Source organism: Shinella sp. M31 (assembly GCF_049199205.1).
GTDB lineage: Bacteria > Pseudomonadota > Alphaproteobacteria > Rhizobiales > Rhizobiaceae > Shinella.
In genome coordinates, this window is sequence record NZ_JBLZPH010000042.1 from 49,128 (window position 1) to 61,252 (window position 12,125).

The 12,125-nt window shown below is 64.3% G+C and carries 13 protein-coding genes; 9 read left to right on the forward strand and 4 right to left on the reverse strand.

Annotation, left to right across the window (positions count from 1 at the left end; translation table 11 throughout):
* The first annotated feature begins 81 nt into the window (after window positions 1-81).
* From ccoN to ccoP, 4 genes are read left to right on the forward strand one after another with little or no spacing between them, the layout of a single operon-like run.
* Window positions 82-1,734 carry a cytochrome-c oxidase, cbb3-type subunit I gene (gene ccoN, locus ACOZKU_RS06320; RefSeq protein WP_421578125.1) on the forward strand — a complete coding sequence of 551 codons (1,653 nt, stop codon included), beginning with the start codon at window positions 82-84 and terminating at the stop codon, window positions 1,732-1,734.
* Window positions 1,735-1,745: 11 nt separating this feature from the next.
* On the forward strand, window positions 1,746-2,477 hold the full coding sequence (gene ccoO, locus ACOZKU_RS06325) for a cytochrome-c oxidase, cbb3-type subunit II (RefSeq protein WP_314084518.1): 732 nt from the start codon (window positions 1,746-1,748) through the stop codon (window positions 2,475-2,477).
* 11 nt (window positions 2,478-2,488) lie between these two features.
* Window positions 2,489-2,641, forward strand: a complete 153-nt coding sequence (locus ACOZKU_RS06330) for a cbb3-type cytochrome c oxidase subunit 3 (RefSeq protein ID WP_117366343.1) — start codon at window positions 2,489-2,491, stop codon at window positions 2,639-2,641.
* Window positions 2,642-2,643: 2 nt separating this feature from the next.
* On the forward strand, window positions 2,644-3,507 hold the full coding sequence (gene ccoP / locus ACOZKU_RS06335; RefSeq protein WP_421578126.1) for a cytochrome-c oxidase, cbb3-type subunit III: 864 nt from the start codon (window positions 2,644-2,646) through the stop codon (window positions 3,505-3,507).
* Window positions 3,508-3,555: 48 nt separating this feature from the next.
* Here ccoP and ACOZKU_RS06340 read toward each other — a convergent pair whose 3' ends face one another.
* From ACOZKU_RS06340 to ACOZKU_RS06355, 4 genes are all read right to left on the reverse strand, one after another.
* The gene (locus tag ACOZKU_RS06340; protein ID WP_421578127.1) at window positions 3,556-4,293 is read right to left on the reverse strand and encodes a GGDEF domain-containing protein; all 738 of its coding nucleotides are present in this window, start codon (window positions 4,291-4,293) and stop codon (window positions 3,556-3,558) included.
* A gap of 117 nt (window positions 4,294-4,410) precedes the next feature.
* The gene (locus ACOZKU_RS06345) at window positions 4,411-4,767 is read right to left on the reverse strand and encodes a VOC family protein (RefSeq protein ID WP_421578128.1); all 357 of its coding nucleotides are present in this window, start codon (window positions 4,765-4,767) and stop codon (window positions 4,411-4,413) included.
* Window positions 4,764-5,180, reverse strand: coding sequence for an SRPBCC family protein (locus tag ACOZKU_RS06350; RefSeq protein ID WP_421578129.1), 417 nt, complete (start codon window positions 5,178-5,180; stop codon window positions 4,764-4,766). Before ACOZKU_RS06350 ends, ACOZKU_RS06345 begins: the two co-directional genes overlap by 4 nt.
* A 64-nt stretch (window positions 5,181-5,244) precedes the next feature.
* Window positions 5,245-6,000: a helix-turn-helix domain-containing protein gene (locus ACOZKU_RS06355; protein WP_421578130.1), complete on the reverse strand. Its 756-nt coding sequence runs from the start codon at window positions 5,998-6,000 to the stop codon at window positions 5,245-5,247.
* Between the two features lie 121 nt (window positions 6,001-6,121).
* Here ACOZKU_RS06355 and ccoG point away from each other — a divergent pair, with 121 nt between their 5' ends.
* From ccoG to gndA, 5 genes are all read left to right on the forward strand, one after another.
* Window positions 6,122-7,693 (forward strand): cytochrome c oxidase accessory protein CcoG, encoded by a 1,572-nt coding sequence (gene ccoG / locus ACOZKU_RS06360; RefSeq protein ID WP_421578131.1) that lies wholly within the window; start codon window positions 6,122-6,124, stop codon window positions 7,691-7,693.
* Window positions 7,693-8,193, forward strand: a complete 501-nt coding sequence (locus tag ACOZKU_RS06365) for a FixH family protein (protein ID WP_421578132.1) — start codon at window positions 7,693-7,695, stop codon at window positions 8,191-8,193. The genes ccoG and ACOZKU_RS06365 overlap by 1 nt, the downstream gene beginning before the upstream one ends.
* The gene (locus ACOZKU_RS06370; protein ID WP_421578133.1) at window positions 8,190-10,484 is read left to right on the forward strand and encodes a cation-translocating P-type ATPase; all 2,295 of its coding nucleotides are present in this window, start codon (window positions 8,190-8,192) and stop codon (window positions 10,482-10,484) included. Before ACOZKU_RS06365 ends, ACOZKU_RS06370 begins: the two co-directional genes overlap by 4 nt.
* A complete protein-coding gene (gene ccoS / locus ACOZKU_RS06375; RefSeq protein ID WP_421578134.1) occupies window positions 10,481-10,636 on the forward strand; it encodes a cbb3-type cytochrome oxidase assembly protein CcoS in 156 nt (51 codons plus the stop codon). The genes ACOZKU_RS06370 and ccoS overlap by 4 nt, the downstream gene beginning before the upstream one ends.
* A gap of 170 nt (window positions 10,637-10,806) precedes the next feature.
* On the forward strand, window positions 10,807-12,125 hold a 1,319-nt coding region (gene gndA, locus ACOZKU_RS06380; protein ID WP_421578135.1), incomplete at its 3' end, for an NADP-dependent phosphogluconate dehydrogenase.

Here is a 12,125-nt window from a genome sequence, read left to right on the forward strand (position 1 = left end):
GATCCACATCAAGGATGCCTCCGCGCGCATCTGCGAAGGCTCAACTGAACGCAAAGGCCGATTCCGCTCGGGAGCCGGCCGATGCGGGACCTTGACGAGTTGGGGGATGCCAACGTGAAATACATGACAGAAACGATTGTCCTGGCGGTCGGCGCGTTCCTCGCGCTGCTCGGCGCGGCCTTCGCGCAGGACAGGCTCTTCGAGGCCCATATGTGGGTCCTCTTCTTCGTGCTGCTGGCCAGCACGCTCGTGATGGTGCGGCGCGTTTCCTTCGCGCCAGCCGTCGCCGTCGCATCCTCCGGGGACGACGGCTATTTCGACGACGTCATCAAATACGGCGTCATCGCCACGGTGTTCTGGGGCGTCGTCGGCTTTCTGGTCGGCGTGGTCATCGCGCTCCAACTGGCCTTTCCCGATCTCAACATCGAGCCCTGGCTGAATTTCGGCCGCACGCGGCCGCTGCACACCTCGGCGGTCATCTTCGCCTTCGGCGGCAATGCGCTGATCGCCACCTCGTTCTATGTCGTGCAGCGCACCTCGCGCGCCCGCCTGTTCGGCGGCAATCTCGGCTGGTTCGTGTTCTGGGGCTACCAGCTCTTCATTGTCATGGCCGCCACCGGCTATCTGCTCGGCATCACGCAGGGCAGGGAATATGCCGAGCCGGAATGGTATGTCGACTTATGGCTGACCGTCGTGTGGGTCGCCTATCTCATCGCCTTCCTCGGCACCATCATCACCCGCAAGGAACCGCACATCTATGTGGCGAACTGGTTCTTCCTGTCGTTCATCGTGACGGTGGCCATGCTGCACATCGTCAACAACCTGGCCGTCCCGGTCTCGTTCCTCGGCGTCAAAAGCTACTCGGCCTTCTCGGGCGTGCAGGATGCGCTGACCCAATGGTGGTACGGCCACAATGCCGTGGGCTTCTTTCTGACGGCCGGCTTCTTGGGCATGATGTACTATTTCGTGCCCAAGCAGGTGAACCGTCCGGTCTATTCCTACCGCCTGTCGATCATCCACTTCTGGGCGCTGATCTTCATGTATATCTGGGCCGGTCCGCACCACCTGCACTATACGGCGCTGCCGGACTGGGCGCAGACGCTCGGCATGGTCTTCTCGATCATGCTCTGGATGCCCTCGTGGGGCGGCATGATCAACGGCCTGATGACGCTCTCGGGCGCCTGGGACAAAATCCGCACCGACCCGATCGTGCGCATGATGGTCATGGCCATCGCCTTCTACGGCATGGCGACCTTCGAGGGGCCGATGATGTCGATCAAGTCGGTCAATTCGCTCAGCCACTATACGGACTGGACCATCGGTCACGTGCATTCGGGTGCGCTCGGCTGGAACGGCCTCATCACCTTCGGCGCGATCTACTTCCTCGTTCCGAAGCTGTGGAAGCGCGAGCGGCTCTACTCGATCCGCATGGTCAACTGGCACTTCTGGCTCGCCACCCTCGGCATCGTCGTCTACGCGGCCGTCATGTGGGTCGCCGGCATCCAGCAGGGCCTGATGTGGCGTGAATACGACGCGCAGGGCTTCCTGGTCTATTCGTTCGCCGAAACGGTCGCCGCCATGTTCCCGTACTACGTGCTGCGTGCCGTCGGCGGTGGGTTGTTCCTCCTGGGTGCGCTCATCATGGCCTACAACGTGACCATGACAATCCTCGGCTATCAGCGTGACGAGGCCCCGATCCCGGGTGCTGCGCCCGCGCTCCAGCCGGCCGAATAGGAGGGGATACCATGTCCATTCTTGATAAACACGCCATCCTCGAACGCAATGCGACGCTTCTCCTCGTCGGCTCGCTTCTGGTCGTCACCATCGGTGGCATCGTCGAGATCGCGCCGCTGTTCTACCTGGAGAACACCATCGAGAAGGTGGAGGGCATGCGGCCTTATTCGCCGCTGGAACTCGCCGGCCGCGATATCTATGTCCGCGAAGGCTGCTACGTCTGCCACAGCCAGATGATCCGCCCCTTCCGCGACGAGGTGGAGCGTTACGGGCATTATTCGTTGGCGGCGGAGTCGATGTACGACCATCCGTTCCAGTGGGGCTCGAAGCGCACGGGGCCGGATCTCGCCCGCGTCGGCGATCGCTACTCGAACGAGTGGCACGTCCAGCACCTGATCGAGCCGCGCTCGGTCGTGCCGGAATCGGTGATGCCGAGCTACGCCTTCCTCAAGGAAACGCCGCTCGAGGTGAAGACCGTCTCGATGCATCTCTCGGCCAACCGCGCCGTCGGCGTGCCCTATACGGACGAGATGCTGGAGAATGCCGAGGCCGATATGAAGGCGCAGGCTGATCCGAATGCCGATACATCCGGCATCGAGGCCCGCTATCCCAAGGCCAAGCTCGGCGATTTCGACGGCGACCCGGCGAAGCTCACCGAAATGGATGCGCTCGTCGCCTATCTGCAGATGCTCGGCACCCTGGTGGACTTCTCCACCTATGACGATGCCGCCGGTTACCGCTGAGGAGGCTGTCCATGGAAACCTATACCGCCATGCGCCACTTCGCCGACAGCTGGGGCCTTCTCGGCATGACGCTGTTCTTCCTGGCCGTCGTCGTCTTCACCCTTCGCCCCGGTGGCCGAAAGGCCGCCGAGCGGGCCGCTGAAATCCCTCTCAAGGAGGACTGATCATGGCCGAGAAACATATCGACGAAATCTCGGGCGTCGAAACCACCGGCCACGAATGGGACGGCATCCGCGAATTGAACAACCCGATGCCGCGCTGGTGGGTCTGGACGTTCTACATGACGATCCTCTGGGCCATCGGCTACACCATCGCCTTTCCGGCCTGGCCGCTGATCTCGGATACCACGAAGGGCATGCTCGGCTGGTCGAGCCGCGCCGATATCGCGACGGAACTCGCCGAGGCGAGGCAGGCGCAATCGGCCTTCACCGATCGCATCGCCAAATCCTCGTTGCAGGAGATCATGGCCGATCCGCAGCTTTCGCAGTTCGCCATCTCGGGCGGCGCCTCGGCCTTCAAGGTCAACTGCGCGCAGTGCCATGGCTCGGGTGCGGCGGGTGGTCCCGGCTTCCCGAACCTCAACGACGACGACTGGGTCTGGGGCGGCTCGGTGGAGGATATCTACCAGACCATCGCCCACGGCATCCGCCATCCCGGCGATGACGAGACCCGCATCTCGGAAATGCCGGCCTTCGGCGACATCCTCGAGCCCGACCAGATCAAGCAGGTCGCCGCCTATGTCGTTAGCCTGACCGGCGCGCCGTCGGATGTCGCCCTCGTCGAGCCCGGCAAACAGGTCTTCGCCGACAACTGCGCGGCCTGCCATGGCGAGGACGCCAAGGGCAACCGCGAGATGGGCGCGCCCAACCTTGCCGATGCCATCTGGCTGAAGGGCGAAGGGGAAACGGCCATCGCCGCACAGGTCCGTTCGCCCAAACACGGCGTCATGCCCGCCTGGCTGCCCCGCCTCGGCGAGCCCGCCGTCAAGCAGCTCGCCGTCTTCGTCCACGCGCTGGGTGGCGGCGAGTGATCTGCCGGAAGAGAGCAAACACAAAGGCCGCGGTTTCCGCGGCCTTTTTCATGCCACCACCATGTTCCGGCCCGCCGATTTCGCCCGGTAGAGATTGCGGTCGGAGGCGGCGAGGGCTTCGGCCGGGTTGAAGCGGGGCGCGCAGTGGAAGGCGCCGATGCTGATTCCGAGGGGGATGCGCTGGCCGGAGGGCGAGAAGAGGTCGATGGCTTCCACCGCCTCGCGCACCGTCTGGGAATGGTCGAGCATGCGGTCCGGCGACGCGGCATGCAGGAAGATCGCAAACTCTTCGCCGCCAAGCCGCCCGACGATATCGCCCTCCTGCGCAAGCCCCGAGAGCAGGGCGCCGACAAGGCCGAGCGCCTCATCGCCCGTCGCATGGCCGAACCGGTCATTGACCGACTTGAAATGGTCGACGTCGAGGAACAGCAGGCCGCCATGCATGCCGGCCTGGCTTGCTGCCTCCAGCTCGGCCATGAAGGTCGCGCGGTTGAGCAGGCCGGTGAGCGCATCGCGCTGCGCCTGATGTTGCAGGCGGGCGTAGGCCTCGGCCAGTTCGTCGCGGGCAGCCGCGAGCGCCGTATTGGCCGAACGCAGTTTTTCGCCGAGGTAGAAATGCGCGAAGGAGGCGGGGATGGAAATGACGATCGGGCAGACGATCGTCATGACGAGCCCGGCGCCGGCGACCCTGCCGCCCATCAGCGGCACGAAGGCGAAGCTGATGAGAAGCGACGCCAGTGTGGAGAGCACGGCGACCGCCAATGTCTTGCCGATGATTGTGTACATGAAACAGGCCCGCGTTCGGTTGATCGCAGGCCTGCCATAGGAGCGTCCGATTGAAAAAGCCTGAATTCCTTCATTAAAAGGCGTAAAGGCGATCACATTGACGTTAGGGAAGGGGAATTACCGGTCGGACCAGACCGCCAGCTCGTAGCCGTCGGGGTCGGCGAATTGGAAACGCCGGCCGCCGGGGAAGGAGAAGATCGGCTTTTCGATCGTCCCGCCGGCTTTTTCGACTCGGCTCAGCGCGTTTTCCAGGTCATCGGCAAACAGGATAACGAGCGGCCCACCCTTGGCGGAGACCGGTGCCAGCGTCGTGAAGCCGCCGGTGAGGCGGCCGTCCTGGAATTCGCAGTATTCCGGACCATAATCGGTGAAGGTCCAGCCGAAAGCGCTGCCGTAGAAGGCCTTGCTCCTCGCGATATCGGCGACGTTGAACTCGATATAGTCGATCTTGCGATCGGCACCCTTGCCACTCATCGCGGGTTCTCCTTGTCTTCTATCACTCTCTTCAGCGTCTCGAGGTCGCGGGCGATATGGGCCGCATCCTTCTCGAAGGCTGCATCGTCCATATCCGGCTGGCGCAGCAGCGTGAACATCACTTCCGCCCCGTCGCCGTTCGGCACGACCCGCAGCGCGTTGTCGACCACGAGGCCATCCGGCATCGTCACCCGATGGTCGATGACGCCGAAATCGTTTTCCGGTGCGAACCGCACACGCACATTGCCGATCGGGCCGCCATCGGCGATCCAGTGCTCGCCGTCGCGCGTCAAGCCGGCGGCGAGCCCGGAGGCCCAGAGCGGCATGTTCTCCGGCCGGGCTGCGAAGGCATAGACTGCGCGCCAATCGCGCTCGATGGTCCGGTGGATGATGCGGGCGGCGGAGGTGGTCATCGGTCGTCTCCTGTTGAGGCGATCCTACGCGACCGGACGCCGAAGTCTTGAACGAAACGGACAATCAGCCGCGCATCTGGCGCAGAATTTCACCGGGCGTCAGGCCGGTCAGGGAGAGCACGTCGCGGCTCATATGGGCCTGGTCGGCAAAGCCGGTTTCTGCCGCAAGCTCTGCAAGTGCGCTATCGTGCTCGCCGATCCGGCCAAGCAGCTTTTGAAGCCGCAGGATACGCACCAGCGTCTTGGGGCCATAGCCGAACTCGGCTGTGCTGATGCGCCGCAGGGTGCGTTCCGTCACCCCAAGGGCTGCGGCAATGCCCTCCGTCGGCAGGCGCATGCACAGTGCCTCGAGTGCTCCCGCATCGCGGCGTATAGCCGGCAGATCGCGCATTTCCGAAGCGAAAACCTCTCGCAGCAGCCGCAGCCGTTTGATCGGACCATCGGCGGCCAGCAGGCGCTCATGGTGGGCGTTGAAGCCGCCCGGCCGCAGATCGTCGAAGGCGACGACCTTGCCGGTGAGCGCATCGAGATCGCAGCGCAGCAGGTGACGCGCAATGCCTGGCCTGAAGCGCAGGCCGAGGATGGTCGCACCGGGGCGCATCGGTGGAAAGGCGGCCGTGCGGTCCGGCCCGGCGATCATGAAGCCGCTCTCCGTCCAAAGCAGATCGACGCAGCCATCCGGCACCACGGCGACGCGTGCGGCAACGCTTTCAAACGGCGCGCTGTGCAGCCAGGCGCAGCGAACAGCATCGGCAAGCACGCCGCCGATTGCGAATTCGCGGTAGTCGCCATAGCGTTTGGCCAGGATCGTCTCCGTCATTCGTGTCCTTTCGTGCGGCAACCCGCCACGCCGCGCTCTCATCAAAACTTGACGCAGATCAACGATGGCATGGACCGTTGGCGTCATTGTGATGGCACAACGACAGGTGCGGCCGAGTCCCATGCAGAACAATACCACCACCCTCTACACGTCCATCGAACGCCACGATGCGGAGCCCGTCAACTCGGCAAAGGTACGCAAGCCGCTTTACGAGAAGCGCAGAAAGATTTTTCCCAAGCGCGCGGAGGGCCGTTTCCGGCAGTTCAAGTGGCTGGTCATGCTGGTCACGCTCGGCATCTACTACCTGACGCCGTGGATCCGCTGGGATCGCGGTCCGCATGCGCCCGATCAGGCGGTGCTGGTCGATCTTGCCGGCCGGCGCTTCTATTTCTTCTTCATCGAAATCTGGCCGCAGGAATTCTTCTTCGTCGCGGGCCTGCTCGTCATGGCCGGTTTCGGGCTGTTTCTCGTCACCTCAGCGGTCGGCCGGGCCTGGTGCGGCTATGCCTGTCCGCAGACCGTCTGGGTCGATCTCTTCCTCGTCGTCGAGCGGGCGATCGAGGGCGACCGCAATGCGCGCATCAAGCTCGATACCGGCCCGTGGACGCTTAACAAGGTCTGGAAGCGTGTCAGCAAACATGCCGTCTGGCTGGTGATCGCGGTTGCGACCGGCGGTGCGTGGATCTTCTACTTCGCCGATGCGCCGACGCTGCTCGTCAATTTCGCGACCTTGCAAGCCCCGCCCGTTGCCTACATCACGGTCGCGATCCTGACCGCGACCACCTACATTTTCGGCGGACTGATGCGCGAGCAGGTCTGCACCTATATGTGCCCGTGGCCGCGCATCCAGGCGGCGATGCTCGATGAAAGCTCGCTCGTCGTCACCTACAACGACTGGCGCGGCGAACCGCGCAGCCGCCATGCCAAGAAGGCCGTGGCGGCAGGCGAAAGTGTCGGCGATTGCGTGGATTGCAATGCCTGCGTCGTCGTCTGTCCCATGGGCATCGATATCCGCGACGGCCAGCAGATGGAGTGCATCACCTGCGCGCTGTGCATCGATGCCTGCGACAACGTCATGGACAAGATCGGCAAGGAGCGCGGCCTCATCGCCTATGCGACCTTGTCGGACTATGCCGCCAACATGGCGCTGGCGACATCGAACGGCACCGAGACGATCGACCCCAAGCGCGTGCGCGATGCTGAAGGCAGGTTCAGCGACAGGATCCGGCATTTCGACTGGCGCATCATCTTCCGCCCCCGCACGCTTCTCTATTTCGGGATCTGGTCGCTGGCCGGTCTTGCGCTGCTCTTCGCGCTCCTGTCGCGCGACCGGCTGGATCTCAACGTCATCCATGATCGCAATCCGCAATTCGTCGTGGAATCGGATGGTTCGATCCGCAACGGCTACGCCGTGAAGCTGCTCAACATGATCCCCGAGCCGCGCGTCATCACCGTCTCGATCGAAGGGATGCCGGGCGCGACCATGAAAATCGCCGGCCACGACGGCGCCGACAATCGCAGTGTCGATGTGCCTGTCGATCCGGACAAGGTGACGGCGCTGCGCGTCTTCGTCACCCTTCCCAAGGAGAAGCTTGCCGAAGCTTCCGAGGGGTTCCAGATCATCGCCGAGGACCGGCAGGGCCACGAGCGTGACGTTTATTCCGCCAATTTCAACACGCCGGGAGCAAAGTGATGGCCACTGAGAACAAACAACAGCAGGGCTTCGTCTTCACCGGCTGGCATATGCTCGGCGGCATGGTGCTGTTCTTCGGAACGATCATCACTGTGAACCTCATCATGGCCTGGAACGCCTCGCACAGCTGGAGCGGGCTGGTGGTGCCGAACACCTATGTCGCCAGCCAGCAGTTCAACGGCAAGGTCGCCGAGGCCAAGGCCTTTGCCGCGAGCGGCATCGAAGGCAATCTGGTGATCGAGGGCGGGCGCATCACCTACCGTGTCGCGGACGCCAAGGGCGAACCCGTCGTTGCCAACGACATCGCCGCGACCTTCAAGCGCCCGGTCGATGAGCGCGAGGATTTTACGCTGGCGCTCATCCCGAAGGGGCCGGGGCTGTTCGTTGCCGAACGCGATATCATGCCCGGCCAATGGATCATCGATATCAGCACCAAGCGTGACGGCACGAAGGTTTTTCACCAGACCGTGCGCACCGTCGTTGCGGGAGGCGTGAAATGAGCTGCTGCGCGCCCGGCACGGAAGGCATTCTGGATGCGGAACGCGCCAATCACGCGCTGCCGTCGTCCGAGGAGCTGACGCTGGCCAGCCGCCCGCTCGGCGAGGGGCTGCGCCAGAGCGATCTCAGCGTGCCGGGCGTGCATTGCGGCACCTGCATCACGACTGTCGAAGGCGTGGTGAGTGCGCTGCCGGAAGTGGTGCGTGCCCGCGTCAATCTCTCCACGCGCCGCGTTTCTGTGGTCTGGAAGGAAGAGGTCGCCGGCCGACGTACCGATCCACAGACCATCGCCGCCGCCATCGCCGCGACGGGTTACGACACGCATCTCTTCGCGCTCGGCGCGGAGGGCGATGACCGCCTGCGCAGCCAGTTGATCCGCGCCGTCGCTGTCGCCGGCTTCGCGGCGACCAACATCATGCTGCTGTCGGTCTCCGTCTGGTCGGGCGCGGAGGATGCAACGCGCGATCTCTTCCACTGGATTTCCGCCTTCATCGCCGGCCCGACGCTGATCTATTCCGGCCGCTTCTTCTACAAGTCGGCTTGGAACGCGCTGCGCCACGGCCGCACCAATATGGATGTGCCGATCGCGCTCGCCATCACGCTGTCCTATGCGGTCTCGCTCTGGGAGACGCTGAACAGCGCCAAACACGCCTGGTTCGACGCCACCGTCAGCCTCTTGTTCTTCCTGCTGATTGGCCGCACGCTCGATCACGTCATGCGCGACCGCGCCCGCTCGGCCATAACGGGCCTTGCCCGCCTTTCGCCGCGCGGCGCCATGGTCGTGCGCCCGGATGGCAGCCGCGACTATCGCCCCGTCGAGGACATCGCCGTCGGCGAACACCTTTCCATCGCCGCGGGTGAGCGCATTCCCGTCGATTGCCGCGTGCTCTCGGGGCTAAGCGATGTCGATCGCTCCATCGTCAACGGCGAGAGCGATCCGCTCGCTGCGCAGCCCGGCACGCAACTGGAGGCCGGGGCGATGAACCTCACTGGCTCGCTGCTGGCGGAGGCGGTCGCGACCGCACGCAATTCCTTCCTGTCGGAAGTCATCGGCCTAATGGAGGCCGCTGAAGGGGGCAGGGCGCGTTACCGGCGCATCGCTGACCGTGCCGCCCAGATCTATTCGCCGGCCGTGCATCTCCTGGCGCTCGTCTCGTTCCTCGGCTGGGGTTTTTATGACGGCGACTGGAAGCATGCCATGCTGGTCGCCATCGCGGTCCTTATCATCACCTGTCCCTGTGCGCTCGGCCTTGCCGTGCCGGTCGTTCAGGTCGTGGCGGCCGGTCGGCTGTTTGCCGGCGGCGTGATGGTCAAGGACGGCTCGGCCATGGAGCGCCTTGCCGAAATCGATACCGCTGTCTTCGACAAGACCGGCACGCTAACCCTCGGAAAGCCGCGCCTCGTCGATCGCGACAAGCTCAACCGCGCCAATCTCGCACTCGCCGCCGCCCTTGCCGCCCATTCGCGCCACCCGCTCTCGCTCGCCCTCGCCGGTGCCGGCAGCGGCCCGATGCCGGTCATCGACGCCGTCAGGGAAGTCGCCGGTGGTGGCCTTCAGGCGGAAACCCCGCAAGGCCTGCTGCGCTGCGGCAACCGCGCCTTTGCCGCCGGCAAGGCCGTGGAGGGCGAGGAGGGGCATGGGCTTTCGGAAGTCGTTTTGTCCTGCGATGGCGTGGTGCTGGAAACCTTCCGCTTCGAGGATGCCGTGCGCACCGGAGCCGGCGAGGCGATCAGCGCTCTGGAGCGCGATGGCGTCGACATGGCGATCCTGTCCGGCGACCGCGCGCCCGCCGTCGGCCGCATTGCCGGTGCGCTGGGCATCGCCCGCTGGCGCGCTGCGCTCTCGCCGCGCGAGAAGACCGAAGCCGTCGCAGCATGCGCCGCCAGCGGCCACCGCGTGCTGATGGTCGGCGACGGCATCAACGATGCGCCGGCGCTCGCCGCTGCCCATGTCTCGATGGCACCCGCGACGGCGGCGGATGTCGGCCGGCAGGCCGCCGATTTCGTCTTCCTGCATGAAAGCCTGGAGGCCATACCCTTCGCCTATGAGACCGCGCGCCGTGCCGGCCATCTCATTCGCCAGAATTTCGCGCTCGCCGTCGGCTACAATGTCGTCGCCGTGCCGATCGCCATTCTCGGCCATGCTACGCCGCTGATTGCCGCCATCGCCATGTCCACATCCTCGATCATCGTGGTGGTCAATTCGCTTCGCCTGCGCGGCCGACTGCCGGCTTTTGCGGCGCGCGCCGCGGATGAGGCCCGTCCGGTCAAGCCCCTGGTGCAAGCCGCATGAACACGCTGATCTTCCTCATTCCCATCGCGCTCTTCCTCGGAGCACTTGGCCTCGGAGCCTTCCTCTGGTCGCTGAGGAGCGGCCAGTACGACGACGTCGAAGGAGCGGCCTGGCGGGTGCTCGACGATGGCGATGACCGGCCGGGACGGTGATTCAAACTATTCCAAAAACGCTGTTTCACCAAACATTTGCTTGTCGTAAATCGATTTGAATGCCAAAACACCAGCGCTGGAGCACAGCTCCCAAATGCTCTTTTTGCGCGGCGTTTTCGGTATAGGTCCGGAAAATTTCCCCCGCCGCGCCATCCTACGGAGGTATGAACGTGGCACAGGCGGAAATCGGGCTTATCGGTCTCGGTGTTATGGGATCGAACCTTGCGCTCAACATTGCCGAGAAGGGCAACACGATCGCGGTGTTCAACCGCACGGTCGCGCGCACCAAGGAATTCTACGAGGAGGCCGGCGACCTCAAGGGCCAGATCGTGCCCTGCGAGACGATCGAAGAGTTCGTCGCCGCCATCCGCCCGCCGCGCCCGATCATCATCATGATCCAGGCCGGTGCGGCCGTGGACCAGCAGATGGAACTGCTGCGCCCGTACCTCGAAAACAACGACATCATGATCGATGCCGGCAATGCCAACTTCCGCGATACGATGCGCCGCTTCGATGCGCTGAAGGATTCGGGCCTGACCTTCATCGGCATGGGCGTTTCCGGCGGTGAAGAGGGCGCGCGCCACGGCCCCTCCATCATGGTCGGCGGCACGGAAGCCTCCTGGAAGCGCGTCGAGAAGGTGCTGACCTCGATCTCCGCCAAGTACAACGACGATCCGTGCGTCGCCTGGCTCGGCGAAAACGGCGCCGGCCACTTCGTCAAGACCATCCATAACGGCATCGAATATGCCGACATGCAGATGATCGCCGAGATCTACGGCATCCTTCGCGACGGCCTGAAGATGAGCGCGTCGGAGATTGCCGACGTCTTTGCCGAGTGGAACAAGGGCCGCCTCGAATCCTACCTCATCGAGATTTCTGCAAAGGTGCTGGCCGCCAAGGACCCGATTGCCGGTGGCCCGATGGTCGACATGATCCTCGACAAGGCCGGCCAGAAGGGCACGGGAAAATGGTCCGCCATCGAAGCCCAGAACATGGGTGTGCCGGCGACCGGCATCGAGGCCGCCGTTGCCGCCCGTTCCATCTCGTCTTTCAAGAGCGAGCGTGAAGCGGCTGAAAAAATCCTCGGCCTGCCGGACGTGCCCGCCCTCTCGGTTGCCGACAAGGCCGCCTTCATCAAGGATCTGGAAAGCGCGCTTCTCGCCGGCAAGATCGGCGCCTATGCGCAGGGCTTTGCCGTGATGGCCGCCGCCTCGAAGGAATATAACTGGAACCTGCCGATGCCGACGATCGCCAAAATCTGGCGCGCCGGCTGCATCATCCGCTCGCAGTTCCTCGACGAGATCACCAGCGCCTTCACCAAGGCGCCGGATGCGGCGAACCTTATCGTCACCCCGGCCTTCGCCACGATGGTCAAGGACACCGACGCGGCGCTCCGCCGCGTCGTCTCCGCCGCCGCGCTGCATGGCCTGCCGGTCCCGGCACTCGCCTCGGCGCTCGGCTATTTCGACAGCTATCGTCGCGGCCGCGG

Coding starts and splice junctions, on each gene's coding strand:
- ACOZKU_RS06330 (WP_117366343.1), top strand. CDS start 2,489: ATGGAAACCTATACCGCCATGCGCCACTTCGCCGACAGCTGGGGCCTT.
- ACOZKU_RS06365 (WP_421578132.1), top strand. CDS start 7,693: ATGGCCACTGAGAACAAACAACAGCAGGGCTTCGTCTTCACCGGCTGG.
- ccoN (WP_421578125.1), top strand. CDS start 82: ATGCGGGACCTTGACGAGTTGGGGGATGCCAACGTGAAATACATGACA.
- ACOZKU_RS06370 (WP_421578133.1), top strand. CDS start 8,190: ATGAGCTGCTGCGCGCCCGGCACGGAAGGCATTCTGGATGCGGAACGC.
- ccoG (WP_421578131.1), top strand. CDS start 6,122: ATGCAGAACAATACCACCACCCTCTACACGTCCATCGAACGCCACGAT.
- ccoP (WP_421578126.1), top strand. CDS start 2,644: ATGGCCGAGAAACATATCGACGAAATCTCGGGCGTCGAAACCACCGGC.
- ACOZKU_RS06340 (WP_421578127.1), bottom strand. CDS start 4,293: ATGTACACAATCATCGGCAAGACATTGGCGGTCGCCGTGCTCTCCACA.
- ccoS (WP_421578134.1), top strand. CDS start 10,481: ATGAACACGCTGATCTTCCTCATTCCCATCGCGCTCTTCCTCGGAGCA.
- ACOZKU_RS06355 (WP_421578130.1), bottom strand. CDS start 6,000: ATGACGGAGACGATCCTGGCCAAACGCTATGGCGACTACCGCGAATTC.
- ccoO (WP_314084518.1), top strand. CDS start 1,746: ATGTCCATTCTTGATAAACACGCCATCCTCGAACGCAATGCGACGCTT.
- ACOZKU_RS06350 (WP_421578129.1), bottom strand. CDS start 5,180: ATGACCACCTCCGCCGCCCGCATCATCCACCGGACCATCGAGCGCGAT.
- ACOZKU_RS06345 (WP_421578128.1), bottom strand. CDS start 4,767: ATGAGTGGCAAGGGTGCCGATCGCAAGATCGACTATATCGAGTTCAAC.